19 protein-coding genes are annotated in these 18,808 nt (G+C 70.0%); 18 read left to right on the top strand and 1 reads right to left on the bottom strand.

Annotated elements, in window-relative coordinates; translation table 11 throughout:
• Positions 1–8: 8 nt before the first annotated feature.
• The 17 genes from rpsE (at position 9) to RR49_RS04000 (ending at position 14,142) form a co-directional block, all read left to right on the top strand.
• Positions 9–662: a 30S ribosomal protein S5 gene (rpsE, locus tag RR49_RS04080; protein ID WP_052672000.1), complete on the top strand. Its 654-nt coding sequence runs from the start codon at positions 9–11 to the stop codon at positions 660–662.
• Entirely contained in the window at positions 662–847 is a 186-nt protein-coding gene (gene rpmD / locus RR49_RS04075) for a 50S ribosomal protein L30 (RefSeq protein WP_045246792.1), read from the top strand. Before rpsE ends, rpmD begins: the two co-directional genes overlap by 1 nt.
• Positions 847–1,482 (top strand): 50S ribosomal protein L15, encoded by a 636-nt coding sequence (rplO, locus tag RR49_RS04070; RefSeq protein WP_048809280.1) that lies wholly within the window; start codon positions 847–849, stop codon positions 1,480–1,482. Before rpmD ends, rplO begins: the two co-directional genes overlap by 1 nt.
• A gap of 143 nt (positions 1,483–1,625) precedes the next feature.
• Positions 1,626–2,948 carry a preprotein translocase subunit SecY gene (gene secY, locus RR49_RS04065; protein WP_045246791.1) on the top strand — a complete coding sequence of 441 codons (1,323 nt, stop codon included), beginning with the start codon at positions 1,626–1,628 and terminating at the stop codon, positions 2,946–2,948.
• Positions 2,945–3,535 carry an adenylate kinase gene (locus RR49_RS04060; protein ID WP_045246790.1) on the top strand — a complete coding sequence of 197 codons (591 nt, stop codon included), beginning with the start codon at positions 2,945–2,947 and terminating at the stop codon, positions 3,533–3,535. The genes secY and RR49_RS04060 overlap by 4 nt, the downstream gene beginning before the upstream one ends.
• A 47-nt stretch (positions 3,536–3,582) precedes the next feature.
• Positions 3,583–4,368 (top strand): type I methionyl aminopeptidase, encoded by a 786-nt coding sequence (gene map / locus RR49_RS04055; RefSeq protein WP_045246830.1) that lies wholly within the window; start codon positions 3,583–3,585, stop codon positions 4,366–4,368.
• A gap of 63 nt (positions 4,369–4,431) precedes the next feature.
• A complete protein-coding gene (locus RR49_RS04050) occupies positions 4,432–5,139 on the top strand; it encodes a DsbA family protein (RefSeq protein ID WP_045246789.1) in 708 nt (235 codons plus the stop codon).
• A 296-nt stretch (positions 5,140–5,435) separates the two neighbouring features.
• A complete protein-coding gene (locus tag RR49_RS15090; protein ID WP_048809278.1) occupies positions 5,436–5,837 on the top strand; it encodes a type IV pilin protein in 402 nt (133 codons plus the stop codon).
• Between the two features lie 7 nt (positions 5,838–5,844).
• A complete protein-coding gene (locus RR49_RS04040) occupies positions 5,845–6,231 on the top strand; it encodes a prepilin-type N-terminal cleavage/methylation domain-containing protein (RefSeq protein ID WP_045246788.1) in 387 nt (128 codons plus the stop codon).
• Positions 6,232–6,263: 32 nt separating this feature from the next.
• On the top strand, positions 6,264–6,773 hold the full coding sequence (locus tag RR49_RS04035; protein WP_157013151.1) for a hypothetical protein: 510 nt from the start codon (positions 6,264–6,266) through the stop codon (positions 6,771–6,773).
• Positions 6,770–8,551 (top strand): bactofilin family protein, encoded by a 1,782-nt coding sequence (locus RR49_RS04030; protein WP_157013150.1) that lies wholly within the window; start codon positions 6,770–6,772, stop codon positions 8,549–8,551. Before RR49_RS04035 ends, RR49_RS04030 begins: the two co-directional genes overlap by 4 nt.
• Positions 8,548–9,366, top strand: coding sequence for a prepilin peptidase (locus tag RR49_RS04025; protein ID WP_045246785.1), 819 nt, complete (start codon positions 8,548–8,550; stop codon positions 9,364–9,366). The genes RR49_RS04030 and RR49_RS04025 overlap by 4 nt, the downstream gene beginning before the upstream one ends.
• 55 nt (positions 9,367–9,421) lie before the next feature.
• Positions 9,422–10,426 carry a type IV pilus biogenesis protein PilM gene (gene pilM, locus RR49_RS04020; protein ID WP_048809277.1) on the top strand — a complete coding sequence of 335 codons (1,005 nt, stop codon included), beginning with the start codon at positions 9,422–9,424 and terminating at the stop codon, positions 10,424–10,426.
• A complete protein-coding gene (locus RR49_RS04015; RefSeq protein ID WP_045246783.1) occupies positions 10,423–11,079 on the top strand; it encodes a PilN family protein in 657 nt (218 codons plus the stop codon). Before pilM ends, RR49_RS04015 begins: the two co-directional genes overlap by 4 nt.
• A 5-nt stretch (positions 11,080–11,084) precedes the next feature.
• Entirely contained in the window at positions 11,085–11,738 is a 654-nt protein-coding gene (pilO, locus tag RR49_RS04010; RefSeq protein WP_045246782.1) for a type 4a pilus biogenesis protein PilO, read from the top strand.
• A 10-nt stretch (positions 11,739–11,748) separates the two neighbouring features.
• A complete protein-coding gene (locus RR49_RS04005; RefSeq protein WP_048809275.1) occupies positions 11,749–12,897 on the top strand; it encodes a type IV pilus twitching motility protein PilT in 1,149 nt (382 codons plus the stop codon).
• A gap of 3 nt (positions 12,898–12,900) precedes the next feature.
• Positions 12,901–14,142 carry a type II secretion system F family protein gene (locus RR49_RS04000; RefSeq protein ID WP_048809274.1) on the top strand — a complete coding sequence of 414 codons (1,242 nt, stop codon included), beginning with the start codon at positions 12,901–12,903 and terminating at the stop codon, positions 14,140–14,142.
• A 32-nt stretch (positions 14,143–14,174) separates the two neighbouring features.
• Here RR49_RS04000 and RR49_RS03995 read toward each other — a convergent pair whose 3' ends face one another.
• On the bottom strand, positions 14,175–15,845 hold the full coding sequence (locus RR49_RS03995) for a GspE/PulE family protein (RefSeq protein WP_045246781.1): 1,671 nt from the start codon (positions 15,843–15,845) through the stop codon (positions 14,175–14,177).
• A gap of 146 nt (positions 15,846–15,991) precedes the next feature.
• Here RR49_RS03995 and RR49_RS15355 point away from each other — a divergent pair, with 146 nt between their 5' ends.
• Complete coding sequence (locus RR49_RS15355) at positions 15,992–18,796, top strand: lamin tail domain-containing protein (protein ID WP_211255137.1); 2,805 nt, start codon at positions 15,992–15,994, stop codon at positions 18,794–18,796.
• The last annotated feature ends 12 nt before the right edge of the window (positions 18,797–18,808 follow it).

Here is an 18,808-nt window from a genome sequence, read left to right as displayed (position 1 = left end):
AGACCGAAGTGACTGACGCCACCGCGCAGGCCGCCCCCGAGCAGGCCGACGCCGCGCGCGAGCGCGAGCCCCGCCGCGGCGGTCGCGAGCGCAACCCCAACCGCGACCGCAACTCGCGCGACCGTTCGGAGAGCCAGTTCCTCGAGCGCGTCGTGACGATCAACCGCGTGTCGAAGGTCGTCAAGGGCGGACGCCGCTTCAGCTTCACCGCGCTCGTCGTCGTCGGTGACGGCAACGGCGTCGTGGGTGTGGGCTACGGCAAGGCCCGCGAGGTCCCGCTCGCCATCTCGAAGGGTGTCGAAGAGGCCAAGCGCAACTTCTTCCGCGTGCCCCGCGTCGGCTCGACCATCCCGCACCCGGTGCAGGGTGAGGCGGCCGCCGGTGTGGTGCTGCTGCGTCCCGCCGCCGCCGGTACCGGTGTTATCGCCGGTGGTCCGGTGCGTGCGGTGCTCGAGTGCGCCGGCATCCACGACGTGCTGTCGAAGTCGCTCGGCTCGTCGAACACGATCAACATCGTGCACGCGACCGTCGAGGCGCTGAAGCAGCTCGAGGAGCCGCGTCACGTCGCCGCCCGTCGTGGTCTCGACTTCGACCAGGTCGCCCCCGCGCGTCTGGTGCGTGCCGAGGCCGAGGCTGCGGCCGCACAGAAGGTAGGTGCCTGATGTCCGCACGTCTGAAGGTCACCCAGATCAAGTCCAAGGTGAGCGAGAAGCAGAACCAGCGTGACACGCTGCGCAGCCTCGGTCTCAAGCGCATCGGCGACTCCGTTGTTCGCCCCGATGACGCTCAGACCCGCGGCTACGTGCGTGCCGTCGCTCACCTCGTGAAGGTTGAGGAGCTCGACTGATGGCTGAGAACGCCAACGAGAAGGCCGAGGAGAAGGCGCCCAAGGCGCCGGCTCGCAAGCCCGCCGCGAAGGCTGCGGACAAGCCCGCCGCCGAGAAGGCCGCCGCCAAGCCGGCTGCCGAGAAGGCCCCCGCCAAGAAGCCGGCCGCCAAGGCCGCGCCGAAGGCCGCCGAGAAGAAGGATGTCGCGACCTCGCGTCCCGGCGTCCTGAAGGTGCACCACCTGCGTCCGGTCCCCGGCGCCAACACCGCGAAGACCCGTGTCGGTCGCGGTGAGGGCTCGAAGGGTAAGACCGCGGGCCGTGGTACCAAGGGCACGAAGGCCCGCTACCAGGTCCGTCAGGGCTTCGAGGGCGGCCAGATGCCTCTGCACATGCGTACGCCGAAGCTGCGCGGGTTCAAGAACCCGTTCCGCGTCGAGTACCAGGTCGTGAACCTCTCCAAGCTCGCCGAGCTCTACCCGTCGGGTGGTGATGTCACCATCAGCGACCTCGTCGCCAAGGGTGCCGTGCGCAAGAACGAGAAGGTGAAGGTCCTGGGCGATGGTGACCTCGAGGTGGCGCTGAACGTCACCGTCGACAAGGTCTCCGGCTCGGCCGAGCAGAAGATCGTCGCCGCGGGCGGCAGCGTCAAGTAAGTCGCAGACAGGGGTCGGAGCATGCTCCGGCCCCTGTTCGCATTCCCTCGCAACCTCCGCCGTCTGCTCTGCGGCGGCTGTGGGATAACCTGGGACTCTGTGCGCGCGGCGCGCGCCGGCATCCCGTTCTGGAGGACATCCACGTGTTCAGCGCTATCGCGCGCGTTCTGCGCACGCCCGACCTGCGTCGCAAGATCGCGTTCACCCTGGGGATCATCGTCGTCTACCGCCTGGGTGCGCACATCCCCTCGCCGTTCGTCGACTTCTCGAACGTGCAGTCGTGTCTCGCGGATGCCTCGGGCACCCAGGGTCTGCTCTCGCTCGTCAACCTGTTCTCGGGTGGCGCGCTGCTGCAGCTGTCGATCTTCGCGCTGGGTGTCATGCCGTACATCACGGCCACGATCATCGTGCAGCTGCTGCGCGTGGTCATCCCGCACTTCGAGACCCTCTACAAGGAGGGCCAGTCGGGCCAGGCGCGTCTGACGCAGTACACGCGCTACCTGACGATCGCGCTCGCGCTGCTGCAGTCCACGACGCTCGTGACCGTCGCCCGCTCGGGCCAGCTGTTCGGAACGACCGGCGTCGCGGCGTGCAACCAGCTGCTCACGAACGACGCCTGGTGGGCGCAGGCGCTCATGATCCTCACGATGACCGCCGGCACCGGTCTCATCATGTGGTTCGCCGAGCTCGTCACCGAGAAGGGCATCGGCAACGGCATGTCCCTGCTGATCTTCACCTCGATCGCGGCGACCTTCCCCGCGGCGATGTGGTCGATCTGGCAGACCCGCGGCTTCGAGGTGTTCCTGCTGGTGCTGCTCGTGGGCATCATCATCATCGGGTTGGTGGTGTTCGTCGAACAGTCGCAGCGTCGCATCCCGGTGCAGTACGCCAAGCGCATGGTCGGTCGCCGCACGTACGGCGGCACGAACACCTACATCCCGATCAAGGTCAACATGGCCGGCGTCGTGCCGGTGATCTTCGCCTCGTCGCTGCTGTACATCCCCGCGCTCATCGCCCAGTTCAACCAGGGCGCGGCGGGCACGACGCCGCCCGACTGGGTGCTGTGGATCCAGAACTATCTGACGAAGGGCGACCACCCGCTCTACTGGGCGCTCTACTTCCTGCTCATCGTCGGGTTCACGTACTTCTACGTCGCGATCACCTTCAACCCCGAGGACGTCGCCGACAACATGAAGCAGTACGGCGGCTTCATCCCCGGCATCCGTGCCGGGCGTCCGACGGCCGAGTACCTCGACTACGTGCTCACGCGCATCACCCTGCCCGGCTCGATCTATCTGGGTCTCGTCGCGCTCATCCCCCTCATAGCCCTGGCGACGGTCAGCGCGAATCAGAACTTCCCGTTCGGCGGCACCTCGATCCTGATCATGGTCGGCGTGGGGCTGGAGACGGTGAAGCAGATCGACGCCCAGCTGCAGCAGCGTCACTACGAAGGGCTCCTGCGATGACCGCACGCCTCCTGATCGTCGGCCCGCAGGGGTCGGGCAAGGGCACGCAGGGCGTGCGCATCGCGGAGGCGTTCGGCGTGCCGGCGATCTCCACGGGCGACACGTTCCGCGCCGCCATCCGCGACCAGACGCCGCTCGGTGTCGAGGTCAAGGCGATCATCGAGGCGGGGAACCTGGTTCCCGATGAGGTCACGAGCGCCGTCGTGCGCGAGCGTCTCGCGCAGGACGACGCCGCGCCCGGCTTCCTCCTCGACGGCTACCCGCGCAATCTCGGTCAGGTGAACGACCTTGACGCGTTCCTCGAGTCGCGCGACGAGCAGCTCGACGCCGTCATCGAGCTGAGCGTGCCCCGCCAGGAGAGCATCGACCGGCTCATCACGCGCGCCGCGGAGCAGGGTCGCACCGACGACACCGCCGAGGTGATCGCGCACCGGCTGTCGATCTACGAGAACGAGACCGCGCCAATTCTCGGTGTCTACGGCGAGCGGGGCCTCGTGGTCTCGATCGACGGTGTGGGAACGCTCGACGAGATCACCGAGCGCATCGTGACCGCGCTGGTGGCTCGCGGGCTCACTCCCCAGGGCTGAGCGTGCTGCGCCGTTCGATCTACAAGACCCCGGCCCAGCTGAGGTCGATGGTCGAGCCCGGCCTGATCACGGCGGCGGCGCTGCAGGCGGCGCGGGAGCTCGTACGCCCCGGCGTCACGACGGCAGAGCTGGATGCCGCGGCATCCGCTGTCATCACGGGCCGTGGCGCGCGATCGAACTTCCAGCTGGTGCGCGGCTACCGTCATACGACCTGCATCTCGGTGAACGACCAGGTCGTGCACGGCATCCCGGGGGAGCGCGTGCTCGAGCCGGGCGACATCGTCTCGATCGACGCGGGCGCGGAGTTCCGGGGCTGGAACGGCGACTCGGCGATCACGATCGTCGTGCCCGATGAGGCGCGCCCCGACCTCGTGGCATCGCGCACCGAGCTGTCACGGGTGACCGAGGGCTCGATGTGGGCGGGCATCGCGGCACTCGCGTCCGCGCAGACGCTCCGCGATGTGAGCGGCGCGATCGAAGATCACATCGTCGGGGCAGGTCACGGCTACGGCATCCTGCGCGAGTACGTCGGCCACGGGATCGGACGCAAGATGCACGAGTCGCCGAGCCTGTTCAACTACCGCACGCCCGATGCCGGCCCGGCTGTCGAACCGGGTCTCGTGCTCGCCATCGAGCCGATGGTGGTCGCCGGGAGAGAGGCCACCTACGTCGAGGACGACGACTGGACGGTGACCACGATCGACGGATCAGACGGCTCACACTGGGAACACAGCGTGGCCGTCCATGATTATGGTCTGTGGGTGCTCACCGCACCCGACGGCGGCGCCGCCGGGCTTGCCCCTTTCGGAGTCACCCCGGTCCCGATTCCCTGACGGACGCGTCGCCGCACCAGAGAAGTCCTCTGCGACCACAAGAGAACGGATACGACTGACGTGATGGCCGCTATTGCTCGAAAAACGAACTGGTTCGCGATCTGGGTGACGGTGGCTGTCGTCGTCGTGATCGGCGCCGTGGCCGGTGCTGTGGTGTGGATGAACGCCGACAAGAGCAGCCCCGGAACCCTGCCCACCGCCGCCCACATCAACACCGACACGGGCGCGATCTCCGTCGGCACCGGCTCGAAGACCCTCGACACGTGGATCGACCTGCAGTGCCCGATCTGCCAGTCCTTCGAGTCGACGTACGGCTCGGAGATCCAGTCGCTCGTGACCGCGAACACGATCACCCTCAACATCCACCCGATCTCGATCCTCGACCGGGTGACGGCCAGCGCCGCCGCATCCAACCAGCAGTACTCGACCCGCGCCGCCAGCGCGATGTACTGCGTCGCGATCAACGACTACGACAAGCTCTACACGTTCATGCAGACGATGTACCAGAACCAGCCGTCCGAGTCGTCGGGCGCGGGCCTGAGCAACGATGAGATCGCCGCCTACGCACAGCAGGCGGGGGCGACGAACTCCGCTTCGTGCATCGCCGGCAACACCTACACGCAGTACGTGGGCTACATCACGAAGAAGACGCCGACGCAGCCCGGGTCGACCGGCATCGGCACCCCGACGATCGCCATCAACGGCTCGGTCATCTCGAACAACTCGATCCCGTCGAGCCCGAGCGACTTCGCCGCGCTGATCACCAAGTGACGTCCGGGGCGGATGCCCCGACCCACCCACGGAGCCCCGCTCGCCTGTCGGCGAGCGGGGCTCCGTCGTTCCCGGTATCCCCTCGGATGAGACCGAGTGTCATGCGCAAACGCACGAATCTAGCGGCACCTTCAGGCTTCCGCAAGGCCTTGGGAAAAGTCCGTTCCCGCGCAGAACATGTGTGTGGGGGATCCGCATCCGCGGATCGATCTCCTATCCGCCAATGACGGTTGATGAGGGGAGTTTGGGCATCAACCGTGCGCGGAACATGCGTCAAACGAATTGGGGAGCAAGAAATGCACGCAACACTGAACCACTACGTCGCCGCGGCAAAGCGGCGGCGCTCCGGAGAGCAGGGCGAAGACGAGGGGTTCTCCCTCATCGAGCTGATCGTGGTCGTCGCGATCCTCGGCATCCTGGTCGCGATCGCGATTCCGGTGTTCCTGAATATCCAGGACACGGCGAAGGTCAACTCGCTCAAGACCGTCGCCGCCAACGGCGCGACGACCGTGGCGACGGCGATCGCCAACGGAAGCGACCCGGCCGCGGCGCTCGCGCAGATGAACCCCGACGGCGCGACCCTCGCTCTCGTGCCGGCGACGGGTGCGAGCCTCACCGTCTACTGTGTGACCGCGACGGCGACATCGGGTGGACCGTTGTCCGGCGCTGCTGCGCAACAGTCCGGACCGACCTGCTGAGGTCGCCATGACCCGCAGCCAGGACGACGGCGGCTTCAGCCTCGTCGAGGTGGTCGTCGCCGTCGTCCTGCTCGGGCTCGTCGCGATCGCGATCCTGCCGGCCCTCGTGATGGGCTTGCAGGCGACCGCCACCCAGTCGTCGGTGGCGACCTCCACCCGTGAGGTCAGCCAGATGATCGACTCCGCCCGTCAGCAGACCACCTGTGCGGGCCTCGCCCAGGCGCTGCAGGCGCAGACGTTCTCGGACGGTCGAGGACGCTCGCTGACCGTCACGGGAACGATCGACAACCTGACAGGAGCAACGTGTCCGACTCTCGCGCACGTCTCGGTCACCGCGACCAGCGGTACGTCGACGCTCACGAGCTCCACGGCGCTCGTCTACGTCACCGGCTGATGCGCGTCGGGGCGGCACGTGGCGACGAGGGGATGACCCTCGTCGAACTCATCCTGTACTCCGCCCTCACACTGCTCGTGGTCGGAGGCCTCGCCGGTGTTCTGGTGAACACCTGGACCGCCCAGGCGAACGCCACCACGGTCGGCCAGGCCACCACCCGCGGAACCGTGTTCGCCGAAGGGATCGAGAAGGCTATGCGCAACGCCTACGCGTTCCGGGTCACCGGCAGCGGTTCCACGCTCTCGGTGTGGACCGGTCTCGGCGGCGCGGCGGTGTGCCAGGGGTACACCGTCGACGGCTCCGGTGCGCTGCGCATGACCGCGACGGCGGGCTCGGCGGTGCTGCCCGCGGCATCCACCTGGCCGGTGTGGCAGACCGGCGCGGCGCAGATCGGCTCCACCGCGTACTTCACGGCCACCTCGACGGCCGTCAGCTACAGCTTCCGCGTCACGACCGCGGGTGCGCCCGTGGCCTTCACCGGCACCGAAACCGTGCGCACCTCGACCGTGCCCGCCTCCGCGGGGGTGAACCCGTGCTGGTGATCCCTCGTTCTGCCCGCGCCCCGCGCGCCCGCCTCGGAGACGACGGCGCCTCGCTCGTCGCCGTCGTCGTGGTGATGCTGGTCGGTTTCGTCGTCGCCGTCACGATCGCCGGAGTCAGCATCTTCGCGATCACGCAGAATCAGCGCAGCGCCTCGAGCCTGCAGGCCTTCACGGCGGCCGAGTCGGGCCGCGACGCGGCGGTCGCGATGCTGGCCGCGGCATCCGCCGGCACGGCCGGCTGCAGCACGACCGGCACCGGCACCTACTCGGGCACCGCGGGCACCTACACGTACTCGTACTCGGTGTTCTCGACCACCAGCACCGTGCAGCCCTCCCGCAGCACCGCGCTCGGCGCGGCCGCCTGCCCCACGATCACCAGCACCTTCGTCCTCGTGCACGCCGTCGGCACCTCGCCGTCGGGCGCCACCACGGCCGTCGATGCTGTCTACCCGTGGGCGGGCAGCACAGTGAAGACCGACTCCCTCGGCTACATCAACAACGGGTTCTCCCCGCTGCTGAGCAACTTCACCGGCGGTGACCTGGTGGTGCGCTCCGGCGACTTCGCGTGCAACGCGACCACGATCTCCGGCAACGTCTACGTCCTGGCCGGCAACGTCACCATCGGGGCGGGCTGCATCATCCAGGGCAGCGTCTACGCGAGCGGCACCGTCACCGCGAGTCTGTCGGTCGTGAACAGCACGGTCACGGTCGGCTCGGTGAGCGCGGTCTCGATCATCACGGGAGACATCACCGCCCTCGGCAACGTGAGTCTCGTGCCGTTGACGACCCTCTCCCTCCCGGGACTGCCGCTCGGGCTGTCGGTGGGCGGCGGCATCCACTCGGGCGGCAACGTCACCCTCGACACCGCCATCAACCTGTCCCTGCTCGGCACGTACGCCGGCACCGTGGGCGGCGACGTCACCGCGCGCGGCACGATCTCGATCAAGGCGTGGAAGGTGGGCGGGAAGGCGCAGGCCACCGGCACCGTCACGGTGAACACGTCCCTCGGGGTGCTTTGCCTGATCATCCCGTGCGGCACCCTCGGCCCCACCTCGCAGGTGCCGAACTCGTCCTCGACGCCGCAGCCGGCGTTCTCGCCCAGCCAGGCGCAGCTGCTGGCGCAGTCGGCCTGGGTAGACCTCAACGCGTCGACCAACTGGAGCAGGTACACCGGCAGCGCGTGGACGGCATACGCGACCTTCACCGGGGACTCCTGCTCGGCGTCGTCGATCAACTCGGCCATCTCGGCGGCGACCGCGCCCATCGTCATCAACGCGACGGCGTGCGCGTTCTCGCCCTCGTTCCTGCTGTCGATCACGAACGTGCCGCAGGACACCGTGCTGCTGGTGACCAACACCATCAACACGTTGGCGATCCAGGGATCCACGACGGCGACCGCCGCGAACCCGCGCCAGCTCTTCCTGGTGCAGGTCGACAACATCGCGAACGGCGTGCCCGACTGCGCCGGGCGGGGCGCCGTGACGAACCTGCTCAGCGCCGTCCCCACGTCGACGAACTTCCGGCTGATGGTCTACAGCCCGTGCGCGGCGAGCCTGCTCGGGCTCGGCAACGCCGCGAGCACGATCACGGGCCAGTTCATCGTGCCCACGACCAACTGGACGATCGTCGGCAACACCCTCAAGCAGGTCATCTGCGCCCCCATGACCGTGAACCCGAACATCCAGTTCGGGTGCAAGGCGACGGATGCCGCGACCGGCACGCCGATCGGATCGTTCACGACCGCGAAGGCGATCGCCCAGGTGGAGGTGTCGCCATGAGTGTCGCCGCACAGGTGTTCGTGATCGTCGTCGCCGGCGTGCTCGGTCTCGTCGTGGGATCGTTCCTGAACGTCGTCGTCTACCGCGTGCCCGCCGGTGTCTCACTGCTGCGGGCGAGCGCGTGCCCGACGTGCGACGTGCCGATCCGGTGGCAGCAGAACGTCCCCGTGCTCTCGTGGGTGGCACTTCGCGGACGCTGCGCGCACTGCGGCTCGGCGATCTCGCCGCGCTACCCGCTCGTCGAGGCTGCGACCGCCCTGGGATTCGCGCTGGTCGCGTCGGTGGCCGTCGTCGTCCCGCAGGCGGGCGATGCCTCGTGGTGGCTCGCGCTCGCGGCGTTCCTCTATCTCGCCGCGATCACTGTCGCCCTCGCGCTCATCGATGTCGACGTGCGTCGACTGCCCGACGGGATCGTGCTGCCCTCGTACGGCGTCGCGATCGTGCTGCTCGCGCTGTCGACCCTCGTCGGCCACGACCTGTGGCCCATCGTGCGGGCGACGATCGGCATGGCCGCGCTGTACACCTTCTATCTGCTGCTGTGGCTGATCCGGCCCGACGGCATGGGAGGCGGCGACGTGAAGCTCGCGGGCCTGCTCGGCTGGTACCTGGCCTGGCTCGGCTGGGGGCCGCTCGTCGTCGGCGCGTTCACGGGCTTCCTCTGGGGCGGGATCTTCGGCGTCGCGCTGCTGCTCAGCCGGCGGGGTTCGCGGGCCAGTCGCATCCCGTTCGGGCCGTGGATGCTCCTCGGCGCATGGACGGGGATCGTGGTCGGCGCACAGCTGACCCGGATGTATCTGGGGGTCTACACGTCATGAATCACAGGGGTGGACGTGCGCGCATGTCGGTGCGCGCCGGAACGGGGGAGGACGAATGACCGCACAGACAGTGGTCGGGCTCGAGATCGCTCAGTCGCACGTGCGCGCGGTCGAGGTGGCGCCGGGGGCGACGCCGCGCGTCGTGGCCTGGGGGGAGGTGCCGCTGCCCGAAGGGGTGGCGGAGGACTCCGAGGTGATCGACGCCGCAGCGCTCACGCTCGCCCTCGACCAGCTCTGGGTGCGCAGCCGCATCTCGCACAAGAAGGTGGTGCTGGGTCTCACGAGTCGGCGCATCCTGGTGCGCGAGTATGCGACGCCGCTCACCTCGCGCACCGCGATCATGCAGTCGCTCCCGTTCGAGGTGCAGGATGTGCTGCCGGTGCCCGTGGACCAGGCCGTGCTGGACTTCTACGCGATCGATCACGTCGACTCACTCGTGCGCGGGTTGGTCGTCGCGGCGATCGCCGAACCGATCGATGAGCTGCTGCGGGTGCTCGAGCGCTCGCGGATCGTCGCGGCATCCGTCGATCTCACGGCGTTCGCCCTCGCCCGGATCGCCCCGGCGGTCGCGGCGCCCGGGGAGACGGTCGCGCTGCTGCACATCGGCGAGCACACGACGACGGTGACCATCGTGCAGGACGGGGTGCCGCGGTTCGTGCGCACCCTCCCGGCGGAGATCCCGGCGTCGGCCCCGGTGGTGATCGAGAACGAGTGGATCGGCGCCGCCGTCGACGACGGAGCCACCCGCGCCGAGTTGCGCGCGGGACGCACCGCCGTGCTGGCGCCCGCCGACGAGACGCCCGACCTCGTGCAGCGGGTGCGCAGCACGCTGCAGTTCTACGCGGCGCGCAGCGGTGCGGCGCCGGTCGAGCGCGTCCTCGTGAGCGGTGCCGGGTCGCTGCACCCGGGGGTGCTCCCCGCGCTCGCCGCCGCCCTCGACCAGAGCATCGACCGGGTGCCGATCGATCGCCTCGCGGTCTTCCCCGGTGAACCGCCCGAGCCCCGCCGGGCCGCGGACTTCGTCTCGACCATCGGACTCACGATCGGAGGCGAGCGATGAGCGCGGCCGTCGACACCCTCGTGCTCGGCGGTGCCGCCCGGGTCAACCTGCTGCCGCCCGCAGAGGTCGAGCGCCGGGCCCGCGTGCGGCTCGGGCGACGCTGGATCGGTGCGCTGGTGGGCACCGCGGTCGTCGTCGTGCTGATCATCGCCGCCGCCGTGGCCTACAGCGTGGTGGGCTCGGCGAGGCTCGCGTCGGAGCAGGCCCGCACGCAGCAGCTCGTCGCCGAGACGCAGAGCTACCAGTCGGTCGCGACCGCCGTGGCGACCCGCACCGAGCTGACCCAGTTCCGCGCCGATGCCCTCGGCTACGACATCCGCTGGGGCGCCGTGTTCGACACGATCTCCGCACACCTGACGCCCGGGGCATCCGTCACCGGATTCAGTCTCACGGCCGGCGCCCAACCGCAGGCAGGCACCACCGCGCAGCGCGGACTGGGCGGCTCGCTCACGGTCAGCGTCGCGAACCCCGCGGATGCCGCGTCCCTCGCCCGCGCGCTGCGGGGCGTGTCCGGCGTGCTCGCAGCGGACGCGGGCGACGTCACGTCGTCGACGACGGCGGGGACGCAGGCAGCGCCCACGTACGACGTGACGATCGACGTCGTCTTCGACCAGTCGGTGTACTCCGGCCAGTTCTCGCAGGAGGGGAAATGAGGAACATGTCGAGGGGGCTCATCTCCGCGCTCGGCGCGCTGATCGCGGTGGTCCTCGTGGCCGCGGGCGTCTTCCTCGTCGCGCTGCCGATCTATCTCAGCGCGACGGGAGTGCACGGCCAGGCCGATGCCGCGGCCGCCACGAACGACCAGCTGCAGGTACGGGTCGACGCGCTCGCCGCTCAGGCGAAGGACACCACCCAGCTCACCCAGGCCGTCGCGCAGCTGCGTACGCAGATCCCGTCGGCGGCGGGGGTCGACCAGCTGGTGGACCTCGTCACCACGGCCGCATCGGCAGCGGGCGTCACGATCACGTCGATCACGCCGTCGCCCGCGGTGGCCTTCGCTCCCCGCACGAGCGAGGTCGCGGCCGCCGATGCGGCGAACACGGCTACGGCGGGCAGTGCCGGCTCATCCGCCACGACACCGGCGACGGGCACCACCGCGGCGCCGGTCGGTCGACTGCAGGTGCCGATCGCGATCACGGTGACAGCGAAGGATGCCGCCCAGGCGGCGTCGTTCCTCGACGCGCTGCGCGCCGGCCCGCGTCTGCTGGCGATCGTCGGCACGAGTGCCACCGAGACGGGCACGGGCTCGTCGACGGGCGGCGCGCTCACGGTCACCGTCAGCGCGCTCGCGTTCGCCGAGACGGAACAGTGAGGACCCGCAGATGACCACCACGATCACGCTTCCCACGCTCGATGCGATCCTCGCGAGCGCCGCCGATGCCGGGGCATCCGATGTTCACCTGACGGGGGGTCTGCCGGCGGTCTGCCGCATCGACGGTGACCTCACCGAGGTGCAGGGGTTCGGACAGGAGCTTCCCGGCGATTGGGTGGAGGGTGCGCTCGCCGGCATCATGACGGCCGAGCAGCGAAAGCAGTTCGCCGTAGCCGGTGAGGTCGACCTCGCCTACTCCGCTGCGGGGATCGGTCGGTTCCGGGTGAACGTCTTCCGCCAGATGGGGGATGTCGCGGCCGCGCTGCGACTCATCCCCGACGAGGTGCGGTCGCTGAAGGCGCTCGGCGTGCCGGAGATCGCGCGCGACCTGGCGCTCAAGCCGCGGGGACTCGTGCTGGTCACGGGGCCGACCGGCTCGGGCAAGTCGGCGACCCTCACGGCGATGGTCGACATCATCAACCGGGAGCGCGCCGCGCACATCATCACGATCGAGGACCCGATCGAGTTCGTGCACTCCAGCCGGCACTCGCTCGTCCACCAGCGCGAGGTCGGGTCCGACACCGCGTCGTTCGGCGAGGCGCTGCGGCGCGTGCTGCGGCAGGACCCCGATGTGATCCTGCTGGGCGAGCTGCGCGACGCGGAGTCGATCGCCGTTGCGCTGTCCGCCGCCGAGACCGGGCACCTCGTGCTGGCGACCCTTCACACCCAGGGGGCCGCGAAGAGCATCAACCGCATCGTCGACGTGTTCCCTGCCGAACGCCGCGATCAGGTGCGCGCGCAGCTCGGGGACACCCTTCAGGGGGTGCTCAGCCAGACGCTCCTGCCGGGGCTGCGCGGTGGGCGTGTGCTCGCCACCGAGGTGATGGTGCAGACCCCGGCGGTCGCGAACCTCATCCGGGAAGGGCAGATCCAGCAGCTCTACTCCGCCTTGCAGTCGGGGTCGGAGTTCGGGATGCACACGCTCGACCAGAGCCTGCGCGAGCTTGTGAAGGACGGCCGCATCGAGAAGTCGCTGGCGCAGCAGTTCGCGGTCGATCAGCGTTCGCTCGAGAAGACGCGGGCTGTGCCCGCCGACCTCGACGACGAGGTGTGGGCGACGCGCGGCGGAGTCGCGCGACCCGCGAACTGGGGGGTGTGAGCCATGCCGGTGCTGGAGCGGTTCTCCTACCGGGCGGTCGCGCCCGGCGACGAGGCGGTCGTCAAGGGCACGATGGATGCCGCGAACGAGGCCGCCGCGGTCGGCAAGATCCACGCGCAGGGCCTCATCCCGCTCGAGGTGCGCTCCCTGGCGCGCACCGGGCTCCGGCGGGAGGTCTCGCTCACGGGGTCGGGTCGCGTGAAGGTCAAGGCGCTGGCGCTCATGACCCGTCAGATGGCGGCGCTCACGGAGGCGGGGCTGCCGCTGCTGCGCACTCTCGAGATCCTCACCGAGCAGACCGACGACAAGGCGCTGCGCGCGGCGCTCGTGGGCGTCGTCGCGGACGTGGAGTCCGGGGCATCCCTCTCTCTCGCCTTCAGCCGGCAGCCGAAGGCGTTCGCGCCGCTGATGGTGAGTCTCGTGCGGGTGGGGGAGGCGGGCGGATTCCTCGCCGAGTCGCTCACGTCCATCGCGCGTTTCTACAAGTCCGAGGCCGAGCTGCGCGACAAGGTGAGGGCGGCGACGACCTACCCGGCCGTCGTGCTGGTGGTGGCCTTGCTCGCGGTGCTGGGCATGGTGACGTTCATCGTTCCGGTCTTCGAGAAGATGTTCGCGAACCTCGGCGGGCAGCTTCCCGTGCCCACGCAGATCCTCGTCACGATCTCGCACAACATGGTGTGGATCCTTCCGCTGCTCGCCGTCGTCCTCATCGGCGGTGCGGTGTGGTGGACGCGCTCCCGCAACACCCCGAGGGTGCGTGCCGTCGTCGATCCGTGGAAGCTGCGCCTGCCGATCTTCGGCTCCCTGAACACGAAGATCGCGGTGGCCCGCTTCGCCCGGAACCTGTCGATGATGCTGCAGGCGGGGGTGCCGTTGATGCAGGCGCTCGACACGGTCGGCGAGGCGGCCAACAACGTGAAGATCGTCGCGGCACTCGAGAAGGTCAAGGAGTCGGTGCGGCAGGGCAAGTCGCTGGCGGCGCCGCTCGCGGCGGCGGGCGTCTTCCCTCCGATGGTGTCGCAGATGGTGTCCGTCGGCGAGGAGTCGGGCACGCTCACCGAGATGCTCGACAGCATCGCGACGTTCTACGAGGCCGAGGTCGCGTCGGCCACCGAGCAGTTGACCGCGGTGATCGAGCCCGTGCTGATCGTGATCCTCGGTGTCGTCATCGGCGGCATGGTGATCTCGCTCTACCTGCCCGTCTTCAACCTCTACGCGCAGCTGAACCACTCCGCCGGCGCGTGAGCGGTCGCGAGCCCTGATCGGATGCCGCGGCCTCACGCGGTGACGCGCAGCACCTCGTCGATCGTCGTGATCCCGGCGACGACCTTCGCCCAGCCGTCGTCGCGCAGCGGCACCATGCCCTGGGCGAGGGCGATGTCTCGCAGCTCCCGACCGCGGCTGCGTCCGACGACCTGCTGCTCGAGGTCCTCGGAGAGGGTCATCACCTCGTGCAGCGCCACCCGGCCGCGGTATCCGGTGTACGAGCAGGCGCGGCATCCGACCGGACGGTAGAACGCGTCGACGCCGTGCTCGGGGCGCTCGAACCCCGCGGACTGCAGCGTCTCGTCGTCGAGGTCGGCCCGCTCGCGGCACTCGACGCACAGGCGGCGCGCGAGACGCTGGGCGACGACGGCGGTGAGGGCGGTGCCGACGAGGTAGGGCTCCGCGCCGATCTCGACGAGCCGGGTCAGTGCGCTCGGCGCGTCGTTGGTGTGCATCGTCGAGAGCACGAGGTGGCCGGTGAGCGCCGCTTCGATCGAGGTGATGGCGGTCTCCCGGTCGCGGATCTCGCCGACCAGCAGCACGTCGGGGTCTGCGCGCAGGATCGACCGCAGCGCGGTCGAGAACCCGAGACCGGCGCGAGGGTTCACCTGCATCTGGCTGATGCCCGGGAGCCGGTACTCGACCGGGTCCTCGATCGTGACGACGTTGACCTCGGGCGACGCGATCTCGCTGAGCGCCGTATAGAGGGTCGTGGATTTGCCCGACCCGGTCGGTCCGGTGACGAGCACCATGCCGTGCGGCCGGCGGATCGCCTCGCGGAACCGGGCGTCGTTGCCGGGAGACATCAGCAGTTCGGCCATCGAGACGCGGCGCTCGCTGGTGTCGAGGATGCGCATGACGACCTTCTCGCCCCACACCGTCGGCAGGGTCGCGAGGCGCAGGTCGACGGTGCGGCCCTCGAGCGTGACCGAGATGCGTCCGTCCTGCGGGCGGCGCTTCTCGGCGATGTCGATCTGCGCCATGATCTTCAACCGGGAGAGCACGCCGTCCTGGATGGTGCGGTCGGCGCGCTGCACCTCGTGCAGCACCCCGTCGATCCGGAAGCGCACAGTGAGGTCGGCCTCCCCCGGCTCGATGTGGATGTCGCTCGCGCGGTCGGTGATCGCCTGCGCGATCAGCAGGTTCACGAAGCGCACGACCGGGGTCGCGTCATCCCCTTCGTCGAGGGAGAGGGTGAACGACGTGCGCGCCGCCGTGCTCGCACCTTCGATGACGGTGGAGAGCTCGGTGAGCTCCTCGTCGGAGCGCAGGAACCGGCCGAACACTGTCTGCAGCGCATCGCGCGCCACGACGACCGGGTCGACGACGAGGCCGGTGGCGGTCGAGACGTCGTCGAGGGCGACGAGGTCGGTCGGATCGACGATCCCGACGGTGAGGCGGTGTGCGCTGCGTTCGATCGGCAGCAGCTGGAACCGACGGCACAGCGAGCTCGGCACGAGCGCGAGCACGGCCGGGTCGATCGTCACCGCGGCGAGGTCGAGGAAACGGGTGCCCGTGCTCGCGGCGACGCTCTCGGCGAGGGTGCGTTCGCTGACGACGCCGCGCGAGATCAGTTCACGCCCGAGCGCCGTGCCGTCCCCGAACCTGTCGACGTCCGCCGCGATCTCCTGCGCGTCGACGGCTCCGGCCGCGACGAGCGCCTGCGCCAGACCAGTCACCATCGGATCCCCCTTCGGCCTCCGTGCCCCCATCCGTAGTGTACGAGCGCCGGGATGCCGCGGCACGGGGGTTGTGCGCGAGCGATCGGCGTGCTGCAGGGCGACGGGCCGCGGCATCCGTTCGCCCGCTGTTCACCGACCGTTGCCCCGTGGCTGTGAAGATGCCCAGCGCGACCGATGAGCCGGCCGCATCCGCCCGATTGGAGCTCCGTCCGATGCGACGTCTCGCGGCGCTGTGCGCTGCCACCCTCACCTTCGCCGGTCTCGCCGCCGTGCCCGCCGCCGCGGTCGCCGTCGAGCCCCTGCCGACTCTCGTCATCAACGAGGTCGAATCCAATGGCGGAATCCCCGGCGACTGGATCGAGCTCTACAACACGGGCGATGCGCCGGTGGATGCCGCGGGGCTCGTGCTGAAGGACAACGACGACACCCATCGGTTCGAGATCCCGGCGGGCACCACGATCGCCGCGCACAGCGCTGCGGCGTTCGACGTCGAGACCGCGTACGGGCTCGGCAAGGCCGACTCGGCGCGGCTGTACCTCGGCGACGGCTCGACGCTGATCGACTCCTACTCCTGGACGGCGCATGCCGACGAGACGTACGGGCGCTGCCCCGACGGCATCGGCGCCTTCGTCGACACCGATGCCGCGACCAAGGGGGCGCCCAACCAGTGCCCGCCGCCGGCGGGGGCCGCAGACATCCGCATCAACGAGGTCGAGTCCAACGGGGGCACACCGGGCGACTGGGTCGAGCTCTACAACACCGGTTCGGCGGCGGTCGACCTGACCGGGTGGATCTTCCGTGACAACGACGACAGCCACACGCTGCTCGTGCCCGCGCAGACGCTGCAGCCGGGCGCCTACACGTGGTTCCAGACCGACGTCGCGAACGGGTTCGGGCTCGGCTCGGCCGACTCGGCGCGGCTGTTCCTGCCGGACGGCGCGACGGTCATCGACTCCTACACCTGGTCGGCGCACGCCGCGACGACCTACGGCCGCTGCCCCGATGGCACGGGCGCGTTCGTCACCACGCTCTCGTCGACGCAGGGTTCCGCGAACGACTGCCAGCCGCTGCGCCTGAGCGAGATCGAGTCGAGCGGCGGCACGCCCGGCGACTGGATCGAGCTGGTCAACCTGTCGAACACGGATGTCGACGCCTCCGGCTATGTGCTGAAGGACAACGACGACAGCCATGTCTTCACGATCCCGGTCGGCACTACGATCCCCGCGCTCGGCTACGCGGCGTTCGACGTCGAGTCGGCGTTCGGGCTCGGGTCCGCGGACAGCGCGCGGCTCTTCTCGCCTGCGGGGGACCTCGTCGACACGTACTCGTGGACGGCGCACGCCGCGACGACCTACGCCCGCTGCCCCGATCCGCGAGGAGCCTTCGCCGTGTCGGCCGCGCCCACGAAGGGCGAGGCGAACTCCTGCATCGGCGAGGTGTCGGTGAGCCCGTGGCCCGGCAGCGGCGACGTGCGCATCGTCGACACGTCCGCGACGGTGTTCGCCCCCGACGGCAAGGATCTCAGCGGTCTCGTGTACGAGGCATCCGGCACCGGAGAGCGCGGAACCCTGTGGGCTGTGAACAACGGCGGCGGCACGCTCTTCCGGCTGCAGTGGACCGGCACCGACTGGGCTCCGGCGCCGGGCTCGGCATCCTCGGGCACGGTGCTGCACTACGCGGACGGCACCGGCGCGATCGACTCCGAGGGCGTCACGATCGCGGGCGGCTCGTCCGCGGGTGGTGTCTATGTGGCATCCGAGCGCGACAACTCGAACAAGAACGTCGGCCGTCCGTCGGTGCTGCGCTACGACGTGACCGGCGCCGGTGCGAGCCTCAACGCGTCCGACGAGTGGAACCTGAGCGCCTTCCTCCCGGTCGGCCTCGGTGCCAACTCGGGTCTCGAGGGGATCGCCTGGATCCCGGATGCGGCGCTCGTCGCGGGCGGCCTGATCGACGAGAGCACGCTCGCCGCCTACAGTCCGGCGTCGTATGCGGGGCACGGCGATGGCCTGTTCTTCGTCGGCGTCGAGGGCACCGCGAAGGTCTACGCCGTGGCGCTTCTGCCCGGCGGCGTCTCGAAGCTCGTGGCGACGATCGATCCCGGACTCGGGGTCGTCGCCGAGGTCGCCTACGACGCCGCGTCAGATCAGCTGTGGGCGCTGTGTGACGACGCGTGCAACGGCGAGGCGGCGATGCTGCAGATCGCGGACTCGGGCCCGCACGCGGGTTCGTTCCAGGTCGTGGAGCGCTACGCGAACCCGGCCGGGATGCTCGACTCGATCGCGAACGAGGGCTTCGCGTTCGCGACCGCCGACCTGTGCGTCGACGGTACGAAGCCGGTCTTCTACGCCGACGACAACGGCACCGACGATCACGCGCTGCGCGAGGGGTCGATCGACTGCACTGCGGTGCCCGGAGGCACGGACCCCGGCGACGGATCGGGCGGCGGGACGCCGGGCGACGGCTCGGGTGGTGGGTCGGGCGGCGGGACCCCCGGTGACGGCTCGGGTGGTGCCGGCGGCCTCGCGCCGAGCGGACCGGATGCCTCGGTGCCTGCGGCCCCGGGTGAGGGCGATCTGATCGACGCGAACCGTGGCGGCGCCACCGCCCCCGGATCTGCCGTCGCCGGCTCGGTCGTGACGATTGCGGTCGATCCGGCGCACGCGGGCAAGATCGTGCACGGCTGGATCTTCTCGACCCCCACCTACCTCGGCGTGGGTGTGGTCGCGCTGGACGGCTCGGTGTCGTTCACCATCCCGGCGGGCTTGCCGGCCGGCGATCACCGCATCGCGGTGGTCGACGCGAGCGGCGCCGTGCTCGGCTGGAGCCCGCTGACGGTCGAGCTCGCGCAGACCGGCGCGGCGGCCTCGGGCTGGCTGCCCGCGGGCGCGCTGCTCCTCGGCGTCGGCGTGGTGTTGGTCACCGCGGCGCGGCGTCCCCGCCGCGCGTGAGGTGGGGGCGCT

It is taken from the genome of Microbacterium ginsengisoli, assembly GCF_000956535.1.
Lineage (GTDB): Bacteria > Actinomycetota > Actinomycetes > Actinomycetales > Microbacteriaceae > Microbacterium > Microbacterium ginsengisoli.
Note: the sequence above shows the minus strand (reverse complement) of the source record. Positions and strands in the feature narration are given on the sequence as shown.